The following is an 18,135-nucleotide window of genomic DNA, read 5'->3' as shown; positions in this document are numbered from 1 at the left end:
TCTCGAAACCGGAATCGAGCGCTTCAGCGCTCGATTTCAAGCTGCCGGTAGTTGACGTACACCAGCCGGACCAGCGTGTACTCGAACGGCGAGCCGGTCTGGTAGTAGCGGAATTCGGTGCGGTCGCGCTTGTCCAGGGCGTACAGCGTCCAGTAGGCGAGGCGCCGGACGTCGTGGTCCTCCAGGGCGAGCGGGTCCAGGGCGAACTCGACCGCGAGGTCGGCGCTCAGGCCGGCGCCGTCGCGCAGGGTGGAGGGGCCGAAGAACGGCAGCACCAGATAGGGGCCGGTATCCACGCCCCAGACGCCCAGGGTCTGGCCGAAGTCTTCCTCGCGCCGCTGCAGGCCGAGCGCGGTGGCGGGATCGAACAGGCCGCCGATGCCGGCGGTGGTGTTGATGGCGAAACGCGCCAGGGTGACGCCGGCGGTGGCGGGTTTGGCCTGGAGCAGGGCGTTCCAGAAGGTGGTGATCTCGTCCAGGTTGTCCAGGAAGTTGGCGACGCCGGTGCGCACCGGCCGGGGCGCGACCGTGCGGTAGGCGCGCAGCGCGGGCAGCAACACGTAGCGGTCGGCGGCGGCGTTGAACCGGTACATGCGCCGGTTGAAGCCCTCCCAGGGGTCGTAGATCGCCACCGGGTTGGCGGTGGTGGCCGCGGCCGGGGTGTCCGGCGGCGTGTCGCCGTCGATGACGGACGGCGCCGGCGTGCCGGCGCAGCCGCCCAGCGCCAGGGTCGCGGCCAGGGTCAGGATGATCGACGCGCGTGCCCGGTTCATCGTCTCTCCCCGGTCAGGAAACGCTGGATGTCGCGGGCCGTCTGGTGCTGGCCGATGTTGCCGAGGTGACCGCCGTGCGGGTAGATGTAGGCGCGCTCGCCGAACGTCTCGCTCAGGAATCCGAGCTCGGCGTCGTCCAGGATCGGTTCGTCGCGATTGGTGACGACGCCGATGTGCGTGGCGTTGCGCAGGTAGGGGGCGATACGCCGCAGGTCGCTCTCCGCGATCAGGGATTCGCGGGTGAGACCGGGCTCCCGTGCCCGGTGGTAGGGCAGCAGCAGGCGGTCGACGTATTCGGCGAAGGTCATGCCGAACGAGCGCATCAGATAGGGTTCCAGCGAATCGCCGATATCGGGGTCGCTGCCGGCCGGCAGGATCACGCCGCTGTCGGTGATCAGGTCGGCGGCGAAGGCCATGTTCGCCAGCGCCAGCCGGAAGGCGAGTCCCACCATGCCGGCGAGATTGTCCCGGTCCGGGCGGGCACGCAGATAGGCACGGTAGAGCACGTCGGTCTCGAAGCGCAGGGGGTCGCCCTCGCCGTACAGACGTTTGAGCTGGGCCATGGTCCGTTCCAGGAAGACCGGCAGGTCGGCGATGCCTTGCGGCAGGCCCTCCAGCAGCAGGGCGTCCAGGCGCCGGACGGAGCCGTAGACGTCGACCGCGGGATTGACCAGGAGCACGCGCCGGAACCCGAATGCGCCCGCGGTCTCGTCGTGCCGGGCGACGAACGCGGCCTGGGTGGCGCCCAGGCTGTAGCCCGTCAGGTAGCGGCCTTCGATGTCCAGCTCGGCGCTCACGCGCGCGTCGACCAGCCGCATGAGCCGATACAGATCGGCCACGTCGGCGGACATCCGGCCCGGCACCGGATGGGTCGCGGCATTCAGCATGAAGGTGACCGTGGTGGGCGAGGGCAGCGTGACCACGTGGAAACCGGCGTCATGGAGGATGCGCGCCAGCAACCGATTGTTGGCGCCGAGGGCGTCGCCGCCGGTGCCGGCGATGACGTAGGCCAGGGGGGCCGGGCCGTCCTGGGCGGCGAGGCCGTAGTGCAGGGGCCGGGCGTAGCCCAGCACCTCGGGGGTCGGCCGTTCCACCGGCGGGGGCAGTTCGCGCAGCGCCAGGGGCAGGTTCTCGGGCAGGGCGGCCCGGAACTCCTCGGGCGTGCCGACCACGGTGGCCGCGAGCGGGTCCTCCAGGGGGTAGTCGTAGCCCGGATCGGCCTGTGCCCACGGCGCGCAGGCCAGGAGCAGGGTGGCGGCGATGCCGGCCGCGCGACCGCGAATGCGCCGGCTCACGGCCGCACCCCGCATGGGCACCGCTGACCGCGGCGGCCGAAGCGATTAAACTGCCCGCCATTCATGGATAAACCTCTGGACGATCACCGCGCATGAGTATCAAGTCCGACAAGTGGATCCGTCGCATGGCCGCCGAGCAGGGCCTGATCGAGCCGTTCGAGCCCGACCAGGTCAAGGAGCGGGACGGCCGCCGCCTGGTTTCCTACGGGGTGTCGAGCTATGGCTACGACGTCCGCTGTTCGGACCGGTTCAAGATATTCACCAACATCAATTCGGCCGTGGTCGACCCCAAGGCCTTCGACTCGTCGAGCTTCGTGGACTTCCAGGGGGATGTCTGCATCATCCCGCCGAATTCATTCGCCCTGGCCGCGACCGTGGAGTATTTCCGCATCCCGCGCGACGTGCTCACCATCTGCCTGGGCAAGTCCACCTATGCGCGCTGCGGCATCATCGTCAACGTCACGCCGCTGGAGCCGGAATGGGAGGGCCATGTCACGCTGGAATTCTCCAACACCACGCCCCTGCCGGCCAAGATCTACGCCAACGAGGGCGTCGCGCAAATGCTGTTCCTGGGAGCCGACGAAGTCTGCGAGACATCCTACAAGGATCGCGGCGGAAAGTATTGGGGCCAGCGCGGGGTGACGTTGCCGAAGACCTAGGATACGAACAGTTAAACCACAGAGGCGCACGGAGGCGCACAGAGGTTTTTTATGTGTCATGCCGGACGACGCTTCGCGTCGATCCGGCATCCAGGCAAAGGTTCTCGCGGGGCCGCGGTCAATCCCGGCAAGCGCTTCGCACTCTAGGAAGCGACATTAACTTCTTCCTCTGTGCGACTCCGTGCGCCTCTGTGGTTAATTTTCCGAGGTCGCAGGAGTGTCAGCCGTATCCGCCGCCGGAGAGCGCGGCAGCTTCGACAGCGTCATCCGGATCACGGGATCGTCGCGCTTCTGGTGCTCGACCCGGATCGGCAGCCAGTCCAGTGCCGGGGCGACCCAGAAGGCCAGCCGGCGGTCGGGGTCGTCCACCCGTGCCACGATCAGCGTGTCCCAGGTGCCCGCCGGGGTCTCGACGCGGCCGCCGTCGCGCACGGCCAGCTCGTAGCGCTTGATCTCGTCCTCATCCACCACGGTGAAGGTCCGGTTCGCGAGCCCGGCGGGATCCTCGGCGCCGGCCATCCACAGGCGCACGGCGACGTGGATCACGAACGCCTCGAGGGCGTCGTCGGGGGCGTCGAAGCTATGGGCTTTGCCGGCCCGGCTCTTGTAGGTCACGCGGCCGTCGGCGAAGGTCAGGGTGTAGCTGTCCTCGTCGTCGCCGGATTCCACGTGCTCGAAGCGCCGCGGCGACACGCGGCCGTCCGCCGCGCAGAACCGGCTCTCGTCCGTCACCTGGCCCACGAACAGGGAGACCAGGGCGTTGGGCCGGGCCTCGCCGGCGTAGCGATAGCATTCGCCGTCGCGCGCCAGAGAGAACACGGTGGTGCCCAGCCCCAGGCTGCCGCGCTTCACGCGGTAGTGGGCCTCGAAGGGCGACAGCACGTCCGCCGCGGCGGGCGGTGGTGCGGTAAGCAGCAGGCTCGCGGCGGCCAGGGCCGGGGCGAGGCTAGTCCGGATCGCAGTCCACATGTATCGGTGTCTCCAGCGGTCGTCCGTCGAACCGGATACGGCCGTCGTCCCAGGTGGCGCGGCCCTCGGCGATCCAGGCCAGGGCCTGCGGGTAGATGCGTTGCTCCACCCGCGTCATCACCCGTTCCGCCAGGCTGTCCGGCGTCTCGTCGTCCGCCACCCGCAGGCTGCCCTGGATCAGGCAGGGCCCGGCGTCCAGGTCCTCGGTGACGTAGTGGACGCTGGCGCCGTGCCGCTCGTCGCCGGCGGCCAGGGCCCGGCCGTGGGTGTCGAGACCGCGGTGCCGGGGCAGCAGCGACGGGTGGATGTTGACGAGCTTGCCGGCGAATCGCTGAACGAACGCTGAATCCAGGATGCGCATGAAACCGGCCAGGGCCACGATATCCGGCGACTCGGCGGCGATGGTATCCGCCAGCGCGGCGTCGTAGGCGGCACGGTCGGGATAGTCGCGCGGCCGCAGCACGCGTGTCGGCACGCCCGCCCGTCGGGCCTTTTCCAGTCCGCGGGCGGTACCGCGGTTGCTGATCACGCGAACCACCTCGGCCGGCAGGGCGCCGGCGGTCACCGCATCGAGGATCGCTTGAAGGTTGCGCCCGTTGCCGGATATCAGCACGACCAACCTGGCCGTGGTCCGGTCGGTAGAAGTCTTGGGAGCCATGTGCGTAGCCAGTCGGGGCGGAAACGCCAAAATCCTGCCGAAATTCTCGAAACTCGCGCCGCGCCGGCGCGATGCGTCAGCGCAGCTCGACCGCCGGGCCGCCGTCGTCGCGGGCGACGATCTCGCCGATCGCGAAGACCCGTTCGCCGGCGGCGGTCAGGCGCTCGCGGGCTTCGGCGGCCGCGTCGGCCGGCACCACCAGCACCAAACCGATGCCGCAGTTGAAGGTACGCCGCATCTCGGCCTCCTCGACGTTGCCGGCTTCCCGCAGCCAGTCGAACACGGGCGGCCGCGGCCAGGCGCCGGCGTCGATCGACGCCGTGACCCCGTCCGGGACCACGCGGGCGAGGTTCTCAGCCAGCCCGCCGCCGGTGATGTGGGCGATGCCGTGGATCGGCAGCGCCGCGAGCAGGTCGAGCACCGGCCGCACGTAGATGCGGGTCGGGGCGAGCAGGGCATCGCCCAGCGTGCCGCCGTCCAGGGGCGTGTCCAGGCCGTGGCCGCCGACCTCCAGGATCTTGCGGACCAGGGAGTAGCCGTTGGAATGCGGGCCCGACGAGGCCAGGCCCAGCACTGTGTCGCCCGGCGCGATCCGGCTGCCGTCGATCAGGGCGTCGCGCTCGGCAATGCCCACGCAGAAACCGGCGAGGTCGAAGTCGCCCGCGGCGTACATGCCCGGCATCTCGGCGGTCTCGCCGCCGATCAGGGCGGCGCCGGCCTGGCGGCAACCGTCGGCGATGCCGCGGATCACGGCCGCCGCGACCTCGTTGTCCAGCTTGCCGGTGGCGTAATAATCCAGGAAGAACAGGGGCTCGGCGCCGCAGACCAGTACGTCGTTGACGCACATGCCCACCAGGTCGATGCCGATGCCGTCGTAGCGGCCCGAGTCGATCGCCAGCCGCAGCTTGGTGCCGACACCGTCGGTGCCGGAGACCAGGACCGGCTCGCGGTAGCGCTCGATGGGGACGCGAAACAGGCCGCCGAAGCCGCCGAGGCCGCCGATGACCTCGGGCCGGCCGGTGGCGGCGACCGTGTCCTTGATCCCGTCGACCAGACGGTTGCCGGCGTCGATATCCACGCCGGCGTCGCGGTAGCTGAGGCGGCTGCGTTCTTCCAAGGGTGCACCGATTGGCTGAGTGATGTCGCGGAGCGCCGCGGCCACGGCGCTATGCTATTGTAGCGCACGCTTTTGGCAACATTTTGTCTGAGCCCGTTGACACTGCCCGCCGGCGCGGCGGGTTGCGCCCGAAATCGCGTCTTCCGGCGTTGCGTGACTTGATCCTGACGTCCGGCCAAGATCGGCGCCGCGCGCCTTGTCTGGCACGCCTCTTCATGCAAGAGGGGGCTGCAACGCGGCCCACGCGGGGAAGTGTCGACAGGCCCTACTTGGCGGAGTCCGTTTTGAACCTGCGCCGATTCCTTTCTGTCCTGCTGTTGGCCCTGTTTCCGGCGGCCCTGCCCGCGGCCGACGTCGACGATCTCTACGTCGGCGAGGCCGTGGTGGCGGACCAGTCCGCCGAGGCCCGCGAGACGGGCCTGCGCGAGGCCCTGGGCCGGGTGCTGGTGCGCGTCACCGGCGATCCCGGCATCCTGCGGCGCGACGAGGCCGAGGCGATGTTGGCGCGGGCTTCCGCCTGGGTCCAGCGCTACGGTTACGAGACCGCCGAAACGGCCGCGACGTCGGACGACGTCCCCGAGACGACGCTGCGTGCCCGTTTCGACGGCAACGCCGTGGCCCGCGCCCTGCGCGAGGCCGGTCTGCCGGTCTGGGGGCGCGAGCGGCCGCGGACCCTGGTCCTGCTGCTCGTGGAGGGCGAGGCCGACATCGTGCCGGCCCGTGCCGACGACCTCCTGGCGGACATGCGCGCCGCCGCCGAACGCCGCGGCATCCCGTTGGTGTTTCCGGAGCGCGGCGGCAGTGAACGGCGCCAATTGCGTGCCGCCGATCTGCGTTACGGCGACCTGTCGGCGGTGAACGATGTGGCACAACGCTACGGCGCGTCGCATATCCTGGTGGGCCGGCTGGAACGTGTCGGCGGGGCCTGGCGCGGAGAGTGGACCTTGAATCGCCGCGGCGAGACGGTCTCGGAATGGAGCGACTCCGCCGGCGGCCGCGATGCCCTGCTGGCCGCCGCGGCCGGCCGGCTGGCCGACAGCTACGCCCGCCGCTTCGCCGTGTACGGCGGCGCGGCGGCGGACACGGTGGTGACCGTCGCGGTGGACGGCGTCGATGCGGTGGCGGCCTATGCCCGCATCGACCGCTATCTGCGCGGTCTGACCGCGGTGCAGACGGTCAATCCGGTACTGGTCGACCGCGAGGCCGTGGTCTTCCGGGTCCAGATCAGCGGCGAACCGGATGTGCTCGCCCGCAGCATCGAGCTCGCCGGTTGGCTGACGCAGGACGAACTGGCCCGCAACCTCGCCGGTCTCTACGCCGCCGGCGGCAACGCCCTGGGTTACCGACTGGGCTCCTGACGATGCCGGTGCGCTACGTCTGGCTCTGGACGCTGCCGCTGCTGGCGGCGGTGTTCGCGGTCTGGCTCCTGGGGCCGATCCTCACGCCCTTCGTGATCGCCGCGGGCCTCGCCTATATCGGCGATCCCTTGGTGGATCGCCTGCAGCGTCTGCGATTGTCGCGCACCGGCGCCGTCATGGTGGTGTTCGCGGGGCTGACGCTCGGGTTCGGCCTGGTCCTGTTGATGCTGTTCCCGGTGCTGGAGCAGCAGACCCGGATACTGATCGAGAACCTGCCGCGCTACGGGGCCTGGCTGCAGGCGCATCTGGCCCCGATCGTGAATTCGGTATTGCCCGCGGGCGAGGGCTACGAATCCGCCTCGCTCGGGCAACTGCTGCGCGAGCACTGGCAGTCGGCCGGCGGCGTCGCCACGGCCCTGTTCCAGCGGGCGTTCACCTCGGGCACCGCCGCGCTGGCCCTGTTCGCCAACCTGGTGCTGATCCCGGTGATCACGTTCTACCTGCTGCGCGACTGGGACGACCTGGTGGCCTGGATCCGCGACCTGCTGCCGCGGCGCATCCTGGGCACGGCCACCGAGCTGGCGCGCGAGACCGATGAGGTCCTGGGGCAATTCATCCGCGGTCAACTCCTGGTGATGGCCGCGCTCGGCCTGGTCTACACGCTGGGGCTCTGGATCGCGGGGCTGGACCTGGCGCTGCTCATCGGGCTGGGCGCGGGCCTGGTCAGCTTCGTGCCCTACCTCGGGGTGATCGTCGGCGTGCTCGCGGCCGGCGTGGCGATGCTGGTCCAGACCGGCGAGCCGTTGCAGCTTCTCTGGGTGGCGGGCGTGTTCACGGTCGGCCAGATGCTCGAGAGCGCGGTGCTGCAGCCGCTGCTGGTGGGCGACCGTATCGGGCTGCACCCGGTGGCCGTGATCTTCGCGGTCCTGGCCGGCGGTCAGCTTTTCGGCTTCGTGGGCGTGCTTTTGGCGTTGCCGGCGGCGGCCGCGATCGCGGTGCTGGTGCGCTACGCCGGCCGGCTCTGGAAGTCGAGCGGGCTCTACCTGGACGAATGAGCGCGAGCTCGCCGCAACTGCCGCTGGGGATCGCGCTGCCGGAGTCGGCCACCCTGGCGGGCTATGTCGCCGGCGCCAACGGGGCGGCGCTGACGGCGCTGCGCGGGCTCGCCGCCGGCGATCGCCTGTACCTGCACGGCCCCGCCGCCAGCGGCAAGAGCCACCTGCTGCAGGCCGTCTGCCGGGCGTCGCCGGGACGCGCGGCCTATCTGCCCCTGGGCGAGCTGGCCGGACATCCGCCCGCGGTTCTGGACGGCCTGGAGGGTCTGGATCGGGTCTGTCTCGACGAGGTGGACGCGGTGGCCGGCGACCGCGGCTGGGAGGAGGCGCTGGTGGGGTTTCTCGACGGTCTGCGGGCGCGCGGCACCGCGGTGGTCGCGGCCGGTCCGCGGCCGGCGGACGAGCTGGGCCTGGCGCTGCCGGACCTGGCGTCGCGCCTGGCCTGGGGGGCGGTCTACGCCTTGCAGCCGCTGGATGACGAGGGCAAGCGCCGGCTCCTGTGCCGCCGGGCCGAGGCCCGGGGCCTGGCGATGCCGCCGGAGGTCGCCGATTTCGTGATCCGCCGCGCCCCGCGCGACGTGCGCGCCCTGCTGACACTGCTGGACCGTCTCGACCGCGCCTCGCTGGCCGCCAAGCGTCGCCTGACCGTGCCGTTCGTCAAGACGGTCCTGGATGCCTGAGGGGCGGGGGGCGCTTCCGCCGAGGGGACGGTCTTCAGTCGCGGGCGCCGATGAGGTGTTCGAGCAGCGCTTTCTGGGCGTGCAGACGGTTCTCGGCCTCGTCCCAGGCGGCGCTCTGGGGGCCGTCCAAGACCTCGTCCGTGACCTCCTCGCCCCGGTGCGCCGGCAGGCAATGCATGAACAGGGCGTCGTCCGCGGCGTGTGCCATCAGCGCGGCGTTGACCTGGTAGCCGGCGAAGGCGGCCAGGCGGGCTTCGGTCTCGGCCTCGTCGCCCATTGAGGTCCAGGTGTCGGTGACCACGAGGTCGGCGCCGCGCACGGCGTCCTCGGGCCCTTCGGCCAGGCGCACCGCGTCGCCGCCCGCGGCCAGGACATCGCGGTCCGGCCCGTAGCCCTCGGGCGTGGCGATACGCAGCCCGAAGCCGAAAAGGCGGGCGGCGTTGATGTAGGAGGCGCACATATTGTTGCCGTCGCCGACCCAGGCGACGGTGGCGCCGGCGATGTCGCCGCGGCGCTCGACGAAGGCCTGGATGTCGGCCAGCAGTTGGCAGGGGTGGAAGCGGTCGGTCAGGCCGTTGATCACCGGCACCCGCGAGTGCGCGGCGAAGCGCTCCAGGATCGCCTGGGAATGGTTGCGGATCATGACCGCGTCCACCATGCGCGACAGCACGCGCGCGGTGTCCTCCACGGTCTCGCCGCGGCCGATCTGGGTGTCGCCCGGCGACAGGAAGATGGCGTGCCCGCCGAGCTGGGCCATGCCGGTCTCGAAGGAGACGCGCGTGCGGGTGGAGGCCTTCTCGAACAGCATGCCCAGCACCCGGCCGGCCAGGGTGGCGTCGCGCTCGCCGGCGGCGTGGCGCCGCTTGAGCTCGGCGGCGCGCTCCAGGATCGCGCGCAACTCGGCCACGGGCAGGTCGTCCAGGGTCAGGAAGTGCTGAGGCATCGGGGCTCTCCTATCCGGCCGCCAGGAAATCGGCGGTCAGATCGCCGACCGCCTCGATCACGGTGTCGGCCTGGCCGGCGGTCATGATCAGCGGCGGCAGCAACCGGATCACCCGCTCCGCCGTGACATTGATCAGGACCCGCCGGTCGCGTGCCGCGGCCACCAGTTCGCCGCAGGGCCGGTCCAGCTCGATGCCGATCATCAGGCCGCGGCCGCGGATGTCGCGCACGCCCTCGACGCCGTCCAGGCGGCGGCGCAGGCTGTCTCGGATGTATTCGCCGACCTCGGTGGCGTTGGCGAGCAGTTTGTCCGCGGAAATGGTCTCCAGCACCGATAGTGCCGCGGCGCAGGCCAGGGGATTGCCGCCGAAGGTGGTGCCGTGGTTGCCGGGCGCGAGCAGGTCGGTCGCCGGGCCGTCCACCAGCATGGCGCCGACGGGCATGCCGCCGCCCAGCCCCTTCGCCAGGGTCATGACGTCGGGGGGCGCGTCCTCGTGCTGGTGCGCGAACCAGGCGCCGGTGCGGCCGACGCCCGTCTGTACCTCGTCGTACATCAGCAGCCAGTCGTTGGCGTCGCAGATCGCGCGCAGCTCGCTCAGGTAACCGTCGGGCGGCACGCGCACGCCGCCCTCGCCCTGGATCGGCTCGACCAGCACCGCGCAGATCGCCGGGTCGTCCGCGAGCGCCGCCACGGCCTCGCTGTCGCCGTAGGGCACCCGCACGAAACCTTCCGGCATCGGGCCGAATCCTTCTTGGGCCCGGGCGTTGCCGGTCGCCGACAGGGCGGCCAGCGTGCGGCCGTGGAAGGCACCTTCCATCACCGCGATCCGGGGCGTCTCGACGCCGCGACGGTGACCGTACAGCCGGGCCAGCTTGATCGCCGCCTCGTTGGCCTCGGTGCCGCTGTTGCAGAAGAAGGCCGCCGCCATCTCGGCGTGTCCGCACAGCGTCGTGGCGAGGGCCTCCTGGCGCGGGATCTCGTACAGGTTCGAGGTATGGATCAGGCGTCGCGACTGGTTGGCGATCGCGGCGGTGAGCGCGGGATGGCCATGCCCCAGGGACGACACGGCAATGCCGGCGAGGGCGTCCAGGTAGCGGTCGCCGGTCTTGTCGAACAGCCAGACGCCGTCGCCGCGGATGAAGGAGACGGGCTGACGGTTGTAGGTCGGTATCAGATGGGAGCGGGTCATGGGAAAAATCAGGGCCCCGCCGCGCCGGCGACGGGGCCCGTGTCCGTGTTGGATGGCGCGGGAACTAGCCGGCGAGTTCCTCGTACCGCTTGGCGATGCCGTCCCAGTTGACGACGTTCCACCAGTTCTCGACGTACTCGGGGCGCCGGTTCTGGTACTTGAGGTAGTAGGCGTGCTCCCACACGTCCAGGCCCATGACCGGCTCGCCCTGCTTGGGAGCGACGTCCATCAGCGGGTTGTCCTGGTTCGGGGTGGGCACGATCTCGAGCTTGCCGCCGACCAACGTCAGCCACACGAAGCCGGAGCCGAACAGGCCGGTCGCCGCGGTGTTGAACTTCTCCTGGAACTGGTCGAAGGAGCCGAAGGCGTCGTCGATCGCGCCGGCCAGCTTGCCCGAGGGCTTGCCGCCGCCGTTGGGCGACATGCTCTCCCAGTAGATGATGTGGTTGAAGAAGCCACCGCCCTGGTTGCGCACGGCCGCCGGATGCTTGGAGACATTGGCGAAGATGCTGCGGAGATCCTGATCGGCCAGCTCGGTGCCGTCGATCGCACCCAGGAACTTGTTCAGGTAGGCCCGGTGGTGCTTGTCGTAGTGGATCTCCATGGTGCGGCCGTCGATGTACGGCTCGAGGGCGTCGTAATCGTAGGCCAGATCGGGCAGTTCGAATGCCATGTCTTTCCCCTTTGTCGGTTGCGTGAGTGTCGTCTAACCTGACAAACACCTGTATGGGGCCGGACGGCGGAAAAATCAAAGCCGCCCCGGGAATCCCAGGATTAGCCCGTAATCATCGCATGACCGCCGACGAAAAAAAACGCGCCGCCCACGGCGCCATCGAGCTGAGCGTCTTCGCGAGCCGCATCGAGGCGGTCTGCGAGGAGATGGGCGCCGTGCTCAAGCGCGCCGCCTTCTCCCCCAATATCCGCGACCGCCTGGACTTCTCCTGCGCCGTGTTCGACGCCGCCGGCAGCCTTTCGGCGCAGGCCGCGCACATCCCGGTCCACCTCGGCAGCATGGCCTACGCCATGGGCGGGATCGTGGCCTCGCTGGAGTGGGCGCCGGGCGACATGGTCGTGGTCAACGACCCCTTCCTGGGCGGGACGCACCTGCCCGACGTCACCCTGATCGCGCCGCTGTTCGTGGACGGCGAACTGGTGGCCTTCGCGGCCAACCGCGCGCATCACGCCGACATCGGCGCCGAGTCGCCCGGCTCCATGCCGTTGTCGCGCCGGCTCGACGAGGAGGGGCTGGTAATCCCGCCCACCTACCTGTTGCGTGGCGGCGAGCCCGATACGGCCGAGTTCGAGCGGCTGATGGCGCCCATGCGCAACCCGCATGTCTCGCGCGGCGATTTCTCCGCCCAGATCGCGGCCAACCGGGTGGCGCTGACGCGGCTGGGGGCGCTGATCGAACGGCTCGGCACGCGGGGGTTCCTCGATCGCCTGTCGGCCTACAACGACTACGCCCGGCGCATGGCCGCGTCCGCCCTGCGTCGCATACCGGACGGTGAATACCGGTTCACGGACGTGATGGACGGTGACGGCCAGGGCGCGGAGGATCTCGCCATCGCCTGCCGGATCACGGCCGACGGCGGCCGCATGCGGGTGGACTTCGACGGCAGCGCCCCCCAGGTCGACGGCAACGTCAATTGCCCGTTGTCGGTGACCGCGGCCGGCGTGCTCTACGCCTTCCGCTGCCTGATGCCGGATGCGGTGCCCGGTTGCGTCGGCACGTTCCGCGACATCGCGTTGTCGGCACCCGAGGGCTGCCTGCTCAACGCCCGCCGGCCCGCGGCGGTGGCCGCCGGCAACGTCGAGACCAGCATGCGGGTCGTGGACGCGGTCCTGGGCGCGTTGGCGCAGGCCCTGCCGGACGTGATCCCGGCGGCCAGCCACGGCGGCATGAACAACCTGGCGCTGGGCTGGCACGAGGGTGACGCCCCCTGGGACTATTACGAGACCATGGGCGGCGGTCTCGGCGGCGGGCCGTCGCACCCCGGCGCCAGCGCCGTGCAGGCGCACATGACCAATACCCTGAACACGCCGATCGAGGTGCTGGAAGGGCATTACCCGCTGCGCGTGCGGCGCTACGCCCTGCGCCGCGGCAGCGGCGGTGCCGGCCGGCATCCGGGCGGCGACGGCATCGTGCGCGAGCTGGAGTTCCTGGGCCCGGCGCGCTATACCCTGCTCACCGAGCGCCGCCGGCACGCGCCCTGGGGGCTGCGCGGCGGCGCCGGCGGCGCGCCCGGCGAGAATCGTCTGAACGGCGAGCCCCTGCCGCCGAAATGCACCGGACGGGTGGCGCCGGGCGACCGGCTGTCGCTGGTGTCGCCCGGTGGCGGCGGCTGGGGCGAGCCGGCGGAGGCCGGTAATTCGGCGGACTCGACTGCGGGTGTAGAATAGGGACCGGTTTTCCGCCGAGAGACAGATAGCGCTATGAGTGCCAAGGCCCTCGAGATCATCAAGAACGAAGTCGAGTCCAACCCCGTGATCCTGTACATGAAGGGCACGCCGGACTTCCCGCAGTGCGGCTTTTCCGCGCGCGCCGCCGAGGCGATCAAGGCCTGCGGCGTGGAGTTCAAGTCCGTGAACGTCTTCGACGACGAGGAGGTCTACCGCCAGGGCGTGAAGCTCTATTCGAACTGGCCGACGATCCCGCAGCTCTACGTGAACGGCGAGCTGGTGGGCGGGTCCGACATCATCATCGACCTGTTCCAGTCCGGCGAACTGGAGAAGATGCTCAAGGAAGCGGCGGCGCGCTGATGCGCCGACCGCCCCCCGTTCCCGACCCGGCCCCGGCGGCCGGGTTTTTTGTGTCGTCCGGACGGCGGCCGCCGCGGCGCGAGCGCGCCGGGGCCGGTGGTACAATCCGGGCGATCCATTTCGAATCCGCGCACGGCCGTCCCCCCGGCCGGTAGCGCGCCCGCACAAGACAGAAGGAGACAGCAGGCATGGCGTACAAGCACATCCGGATACCGGAGGAGGGCCAGAAGATCACCGTCGAGAACGGTCAGATGAAGGTGCCGGACAATCCGATCCTGGGGTTCGTCGAGGGCGACGGCATCGGCCCCGACATCACCAAGGCCTGCCTGCGGATCTGGGACGCCGCCGTGGAGAAGGCCTATGGCGGCAAGCGCAAGGTGCACTGGTGCGAGCTCTACATGGGCGAGAAGGCCGCCAAGCTCTATGACGGCGACTACTTCCCGTCCGAGACCCTGAAGGCGATCGAGGAGCTGTGGGTCGCGATCAAGGGACCGCTGACCACGCCGGTGGGCGAGGGTTTCCGCTCCTTGAACGTGTCCTTGCGCCAGGCCCTGGACCTCTACGCCTGCGTGCGCCCGGTGCGCCATTACGCCGGCGTGCCGTCGCCGCTCAAGGAGCCGGGCAAGGTGGACGTGGTGATCTTCCGCGAGAACACCGAGGACGTCTACGCCGGCCTGGAGTGGCAGTCCGGCACGGCCGAGAACGAGAAGCTGGCCAAGTTCCTGCGCGAGGAGATGGGCGCCAAGTTCTTCGAGGGCGCCGGCCTGGGCATCAAGCCGATCTCCGAATACGGCACCAAGCGCCTGGTGCGCAAGGCCATCCAGTACGCCATCGACAATGGCCGCGAGTCGGTGACCCTGGTGCACAAGGGCAACATCATGAAGTTCACCGAGGGCGCCTTCCGGTCCTGGGGCTACGAGGTGGCGCGCGAGGAGTTCGGTGACTGCACCATCACCGAGGATCAGCTCTACGCCGAGTACGGCGGCCGGCAGCCGGAAGGCAAGATCGTGATCAAGGACCGGATCGCGGACATCATCTTCCAGCTCATGCTGCTGCGTCCGGACGACTTCGACGTGCTCGCCACCATGAACCTCAACGGCGACTACCTGTCCGACGCCATCGCCGCCGAGGTGGGCGGCATCGGCATCGCGCCGGGCGCCAACATGTCCGACAACGTGGCGGTGTTCGAGGCCACCCACGGCACCGCGCCCAAGTACGCCAACCAGGACAAGGTCAATCCCGGCTCGCTGCTGTTCTCCGGCGTCAACATGCTGGAGTACATCGGCTGGCAGGAGGCCGCCGACCTGATCAGCCTCGCCTATCCCGAGGTGATCCAGGACAAGATCGTCACCTACGATTTCGCCCGCAACCTGGAGGGCGCCACCGAAGTCGGCACCAGCGGTTTCGCCGATGCCCTGATCGAGCAGATCAAGGGCGGCATCGACCTGGAGGCCAAGCGCAAGGCGCGGGCCGAGAAGCTGGCGCGCGAGCGCAAGCAGCGCGAGGTCCGGCGTCTGCTGCAGCCGCTGGAGGAGATGATCGCCACCGGCCGTACGCCGCACACCGTGGCCGACGTCATGACCCGCACCCTGATCACCGCCGACGACGCCACCACGGTGCATGACGCCATGCACCAGATGCGTACCGCCAATGTCAGTTCGCTGGTGGTCGAGCCCGACGGCGAGGGCCGCTGGGGCATCATGACCCGGCGCGATATCGTCACCAAGATCGTGCGCGACAACAAGTCGCCCACGGACGTCACGGTGGGCGAGATCGCCACCCGTCCGGTGATCACGGTCGCGCCCGAGACGCATCTGCACGAGGCGGCCAACATGCTGTCCGAAAAGAACATCAGCCGCCTGCTGGTGGAAAAGGACGGCGACATCGTCGGTATCACGACCGAGACCGACATCTTCAGCGCCATCGAGCAGTTCGGGTGGATTCCCGAGCCCGAATAGCGGCGCTATTCGGGGTTTCGTGTTTCGTGCCCGGATAAAGGTTCGGTATGTGCGCCTCGGAGAACATGAAACACGAAACAGGGGACAGCGAGCGGCGCGCCATCGGCGCGCTGCTCGTCGGCGACGAGCTGCTCACCGGCAAGCGGGTGGACAAGCATCTGCCCAAGCTGATCGAGCTGCTCGCGGCGCGCGGATTGGAATTGTCCTGGGCGCAGTACGTGGGTGACGACGCCGCCCGCCTCCGGGCGGTGCTCGCGCGCACGCTGGCCGACGACGACATCGTGTTCTCGTTCGGTGGCATCGGGGCCACGCCCGACGACCGCACACGGCAGTGCGCGGCGGCGGCGGCCGGCCTGGAGCTGGCGATCCATCCGGAGGGCCGGGCGGTGCTGGAGGAACGTTTCGGCGATCGCCTCTACCCGCATCGTATCCGCATGGTGGAGTGGCCGGTCGGCGCCGAGCCGATACCCAACCCGGTCAACGGCGTGCCCGGCTTCTCCCTGCGCCACCACCACTTCGTGCCGGGCTTCCCGAGCATGGCCTGGCCGATGGTGGAATGGGTCCTGGACCGGCGCTATGCCGAGATGCACAACCCGGATCCGCCGGTGGAGTATCTGATCGAGGTCCGGGACACACCCGAGAGCGAACTGATCGATCTCATGGAGGCGATCATGGCCGCGCATCCGTCGGTGCGACTGGCCTGCCTGCCGAACGCCTCGGGCCGCCGCGTGATCGAGCTGGGCCTGCGCGGGCCGCGGGCGGCGGCGGTGGCGGCCTACGACGCCCTCGTCGGGGCCCTGACCGACCAGGTGCTGCCGATGACGCCCCTGCGCGCGCCGGAGGACGAATCCGCGGCATAGCGACGCCGCGCCACATGCGGCATCATGGCCGTAAACTGTGGGGAAAGACAGCCGATATCGTCCCTAACGAATCCGGTTATCCGCATCCGCGCGATGCGAGGCGAGTTGCCCATGTCCCAGCGTCTCAATCTTTTCGCCACCCAGGTCCGCCTGCTGCGCTCGCGCGCGACGCGCCACGCGTACGTGGGCATGGCCATCGCCCTGGCCGCGGTGTTCGTGGCCACGGGCATCACCGCCTGGCTGCAGAGCGGCGAGATCGGCCTCCAGGCCCTGCTCGACGCCCAGCGCTCGAATGCGTCCCTGTGGCTGCTCGACCTCATGCCCTTCGCGTTCGCGTTCTGGGGGCAGTACGTCAGCGTCCTGCTGGCCCACGAGGCGGGCGCCATGGTGCTGGACGCCACCGAGAATCTGCGCGCGCGCAACGCGGCGTTGGAAGTCGCGGCCGACCGCCAGAACACCCACGATCCGCTGACCGAGCTGCCCAATCGCGGCCTGTTCCTGGACCGTCTGGAGCAGGCCATCGAGCAGTCCCACCGCGAGCAGGCCCGCGTGGGCGTGGTCGTGCTCAACCTGGATGGTTTCAAGGAGGTCAACGACGCCCTCGGCCAGCATAACGGCGACCGCGTGCTCAAGAGCGTGGCCCGCCGGCTGCGGTCCGCCGTGCCGGAGTCCAGCACCGTGGCGCGGTTGTTCGGCGATACCTTCGCCGTGCTGCTGCCGCGGGTCGAGGGACGCGAGGATCTGGTGCGCACCGCGCGGCGCATCAGCAAGGGCCTGGAACCGCCCTGCGCCCTGGAGAACCTGACCCTGAACCTGCAGGCGAGCAGCGGCGGCGCCGTGTGCCCGGACGATGCCGTGGACGGCGACACCCTGATGAACTGCGCCGACAGCGCCATGCATCAGGCCAAGAGCAAGGGCGGGCTGTTCGTGCTCTACCGCGCGCGCGACCGGCGCGCCGATCCCGAGACGGTGAGCCTGACCGCCGAGTTGCAGACGGCCCTCCAGCAGGGTCAGCTCGGTCTGCATTACCAGCCGGTGGTGGAATGCGCCGGCGACCGGGTGATCGGCGCGGAGGCCCTGGTCCGCTGGGAGCATCCGCGGCGCGGCATGATCCTGCCCCAGGAGTTCATCCCGCGCGCCGAGCGCAGCGGCCTGATCCTGGAGGTGTCGCGCTGGGTGCTGCAGCGGGCGCTCGAGGAGGCCCGTCAGTTGCGCCAGGCGGGCTGGCCGCTGCGCGTTTCGGTGAATGTCTCCGAGCGCTCGCTGCTGGACCCGGAGTTCCCGGACATGCTCGCCGGGTTGCTGGCGGCGACGGAGGTGCCGGCCGACAGCCTGATGCTCGAGATCAACGAGGACACCCTCATGGCCGACCGGCGGCGCGCCCACGATATCGTGGCCCGCATCGGCGACATGGGCGTGCGCATCGCTCTGGACGACTTCGGTACCGGTTATTCGCAGTTGTCGCATCTCAAGCGCCTGCCGATCTCCGAGATCAAGATCGACCGCGGTTTCGTGCACGACATGCTGCAGTCGGACGCCGACCTCGCGATCGTTCGCGCGGCCATCGACATGGGGCATGCCCTGGGCCTCAAGGTGGTCGGCGAGGGGGTCGAGGACGAGAATCAGGAGCAGAAGCTGGCCGAGATGGGCTGCGACTGCATCCAGGGGCACTACGTCAGCCGCACCCTCACCATCGACCAGCTCCCGGGCTGGCTGGAGGAATGGCACGGCGGCTGGCACGCCGAACCGTCACCCGACGGCTCCGGCTCGCCGGGCTGGGCCGGCTGAGCAGGCGCGATCCACGGATTACACGGATTTCGCAGATATTGGTTTGAAAGTCCTTAATCTGTGTTCATCTGCG

At 69.8% G+C, this 18,135-nt stretch carries 17 protein-coding genes; 9 read left to right on the top strand and 8 right to left on the bottom strand.

Annotation, left to right across the window (positions count from 1 at the left end; all coding sequences use genetic code 11):
- Positions 1-23: 23 nt before the first annotated feature.
- The gene (locus tag PC39_RS05160; protein ID WP_353252296.1) at positions 24-773 is read right to left on the bottom strand and encodes an MlaA family lipoprotein; all 750 of its coding nucleotides are present in this window, start codon (positions 771-773) and stop codon (positions 24-26) included.
- Positions 770-2,068: an alpha/beta hydrolase gene (locus tag PC39_RS05155; RefSeq protein WP_353252295.1), complete on the bottom strand. Its 1,299-nt coding sequence runs from the start codon at positions 2,066-2,068 to the stop codon at positions 770-772. Before PC39_RS05155 ends, PC39_RS05160 begins: the two co-directional genes overlap by 4 nt.
- Before the next feature lie 92 nt (positions 2,069-2,160).
- On the opposite strand from PC39_RS05155, the gene dcd reads away from it, so the two are divergent.
- On the top strand, positions 2,161-2,727 hold the full coding sequence (gene dcd / locus PC39_RS05150; RefSeq protein WP_353252294.1) for a dCTP deaminase: 567 nt from the start codon (positions 2,161-2,163) through the stop codon (positions 2,725-2,727).
- Positions 2,728-2,922: 195 nt separating this feature from the next.
- Here dcd and PC39_RS05145 read toward each other — a convergent pair whose 3' ends face one another.
- The 3 genes from PC39_RS05145 to purM form a co-directional block, all read right to left on the bottom strand.
- Positions 2,923-3,696, bottom strand: a complete 774-nt coding sequence (locus tag PC39_RS05145) for a DUF3108 domain-containing protein (RefSeq protein WP_353252293.1) — start codon at positions 3,694-3,696, stop codon at positions 2,923-2,925.
- Positions 3,674-4,354: a phosphoribosylglycinamide formyltransferase gene (gene purN, locus PC39_RS05140; RefSeq protein ID WP_353252292.1), complete on the bottom strand. Its 681-nt coding sequence runs from the start codon at positions 4,352-4,354 to the stop codon at positions 3,674-3,676. The genes PC39_RS05145 and purN overlap by 23 nt, the downstream gene beginning before the upstream one ends.
- 76 nt (positions 4,355-4,430) lie before the next feature.
- Positions 4,431-5,471: a phosphoribosylformylglycinamidine cyclo-ligase gene (gene purM / locus PC39_RS05135; RefSeq protein WP_353252291.1), complete on the bottom strand. Its 1,041-nt coding sequence runs from the start codon at positions 5,469-5,471 to the stop codon at positions 4,431-4,433.
- Positions 5,472-5,755: 284 nt separating this feature from the next.
- On the opposite strand from purM, the gene PC39_RS05130 reads away from it, so the two are divergent.
- The 3 genes from PC39_RS05130 to hda are packed head-to-tail and all read left to right on the top strand — an operon-like array spanning position 5,756 to position 8,564.
- Positions 5,756-6,829, top strand: a complete 1,074-nt coding sequence (locus PC39_RS05130) for a DUF8605 domain-containing protein (protein ID WP_353252290.1) — start codon at positions 5,756-5,758, stop codon at positions 6,827-6,829.
- Between the two features lie 2 nt (positions 6,830-6,831).
- Positions 6,832-7,884, top strand: a complete 1,053-nt coding sequence (locus PC39_RS05125; RefSeq protein WP_353252289.1) for an AI-2E family transporter — start codon at positions 6,832-6,834, stop codon at positions 7,882-7,884.
- Complete coding sequence (gene hda, locus PC39_RS05120; RefSeq protein ID WP_353252288.1) at positions 7,881-8,564, top strand: DnaA regulatory inactivator Hda; 684 nt, start codon at positions 7,881-7,883, stop codon at positions 8,562-8,564. Before PC39_RS05125 ends, hda begins: the two co-directional genes overlap by 4 nt.
- A 34-nt stretch (positions 8,565-8,598) precedes the next feature.
- Here the strand turns inward: hda and argF are convergent, their stop codons facing one another.
- The 3 genes from argF to PC39_RS05105 form a co-directional block, all read right to left on the bottom strand.
- Entirely contained in the window at positions 8,599-9,507 is a 909-nt protein-coding gene (gene argF, locus PC39_RS05115) for an ornithine carbamoyltransferase (RefSeq protein ID WP_353252287.1), read from the bottom strand.
- Positions 9,508-9,517: 10 nt separating this feature from the next.
- Positions 9,518-10,696 carry an aspartate aminotransferase family protein gene (locus PC39_RS05110; protein WP_353252286.1) on the bottom strand — a complete coding sequence of 393 codons (1,179 nt, stop codon included), beginning with the start codon at positions 10,694-10,696 and terminating at the stop codon, positions 9,518-9,520.
- 64 nt (positions 10,697-10,760) lie between these two features.
- The gene (locus tag PC39_RS05105; protein WP_353252285.1) at positions 10,761-11,369 is read right to left on the bottom strand and encodes a superoxide dismutase; all 609 of its coding nucleotides are present in this window, start codon (positions 11,367-11,369) and stop codon (positions 10,761-10,763) included.
- 119 nt (positions 11,370-11,488) lie between these two features.
- Here PC39_RS05105 and PC39_RS05100 point away from each other — a divergent pair, with 119 nt between their 5' ends.
- The 5 genes from PC39_RS05100 (at position 11,489) to PC39_RS05080 (ending at position 18,062) form a co-directional block, all read left to right on the top strand.
- Positions 11,489-13,096, top strand: coding sequence for a hydantoinase B/oxoprolinase family protein (locus tag PC39_RS05100; protein WP_353252284.1), 1,608 nt, complete (start codon positions 11,489-11,491; stop codon positions 13,094-13,096).
- A 33-nt stretch (positions 13,097-13,129) separates the two neighbouring features.
- Entirely contained in the window at positions 13,130-13,456 is a 327-nt protein-coding gene (gene grxD / locus PC39_RS05095; RefSeq protein WP_353252283.1) for a Grx4 family monothiol glutaredoxin, read from the top strand.
- Between the two features lie 188 nt (positions 13,457-13,644).
- Positions 13,645-15,414, top strand: coding sequence for an isocitrate dehydrogenase (NADP(+)) (gene icd / locus PC39_RS05090; protein WP_353252282.1), 1,770 nt, complete (start codon positions 13,645-13,647; stop codon positions 15,412-15,414).
- Between the two features lie 65 nt (positions 15,415-15,479).
- Positions 15,480-16,274: a competence/damage-inducible protein A gene (locus PC39_RS05085; RefSeq protein WP_353252281.1), complete on the top strand. Its 795-nt coding sequence runs from the start codon at positions 15,480-15,482 to the stop codon at positions 16,272-16,274.
- Between the two features lie 111 nt (positions 16,275-16,385).
- Complete coding sequence (locus PC39_RS05080; RefSeq protein WP_353252280.1) at positions 16,386-18,062, top strand: putative bifunctional diguanylate cyclase/phosphodiesterase; 1,677 nt, start codon at positions 16,386-16,388, stop codon at positions 18,060-18,062.
- Positions 18,063-18,135: the final 73 nt, after the last annotated feature.

The sequence above is a fragment of the Salinisphaera sp. PC39 genome (assembly GCF_040361335.1).
Taxonomy (GTDB): Bacteria; Pseudomonadota; Gammaproteobacteria; order Nevskiales; family Salinisphaeraceae; genus APNM01.
The sequence above is the reverse complement of the archived record's forward strand: the minus strand, read 5'-3'. Positions and strand labels throughout refer to the sequence as shown.

Excerpts from the sequence above, each read along its gene's own strand:
- PC39_RS05160 (WP_353252296.1), bottom strand. The coding sequence starts at position 773 with ATGAACCGGGCACGCGCGTCGATCATCCTGACCCTGGCCGCGACCCTG.
- dcd (WP_353252294.1), top strand. The coding sequence starts at position 2,161 with ATGAGTATCAAGTCCGACAAGTGGATCCGTCGCATGGCCGCCGAGCAG.
- PC39_RS05145 (WP_353252293.1), bottom strand. The coding sequence starts at position 3,696 with ATGTGGACTGCGATCCGGACTAGCCTCGCCCCGGCCCTGGCCGCCGCG.
- purN (WP_353252292.1), bottom strand. The coding sequence starts at position 4,354 with ATGGCTCCCAAGACTTCTACCGACCGGACCACGGCCAGGTTGGTCGTG.
- PC39_RS05125 (WP_353252289.1), top strand. The coding sequence starts at position 6,832 with ATGCCGGTGCGCTACGTCTGGCTCTGGACGCTGCCGCTGCTGGCGGCG.
- hda (WP_353252288.1), top strand. The coding sequence starts at position 7,881 with ATGAGCGCGAGCTCGCCGCAACTGCCGCTGGGGATCGCGCTGCCGGAG.
- argF (WP_353252287.1), bottom strand. The coding sequence starts at position 9,507 with ATGCCTCAGCACTTCCTGACCCTGGACGACCTGCCCGTGGCCGAGTTG.
- PC39_RS05110 (WP_353252286.1), bottom strand. The coding sequence starts at position 10,696 with ATGACCCGCTCCCATCTGATACCGACCTACAACCGTCAGCCCGTCTCC.
- PC39_RS05105 (WP_353252285.1), bottom strand. The coding sequence starts at position 11,369 with ATGGCATTCGAACTGCCCGATCTGGCCTACGATTACGACGCCCTCGAG.
- PC39_RS05100 (WP_353252284.1), top strand. The coding sequence starts at position 11,489 with ATGACCGCCGACGAAAAAAAACGCGCCGCCCACGGCGCCATCGAGCTG.
- grxD (WP_353252283.1), top strand. The coding sequence starts at position 13,130 with ATGAGTGCCAAGGCCCTCGAGATCATCAAGAACGAAGTCGAGTCCAAC.
- icd (WP_353252282.1), top strand. The coding sequence starts at position 13,645 with ATGGCGTACAAGCACATCCGGATACCGGAGGAGGGCCAGAAGATCACC.
- PC39_RS05085 (WP_353252281.1), top strand. The coding sequence starts at position 15,480 with ATGAAACACGAAACAGGGGACAGCGAGCGGCGCGCCATCGGCGCGCTG.
- PC39_RS05080 (WP_353252280.1), top strand. The coding sequence starts at position 16,386 with ATGTCCCAGCGTCTCAATCTTTTCGCCACCCAGGTCCGCCTGCTGCGC.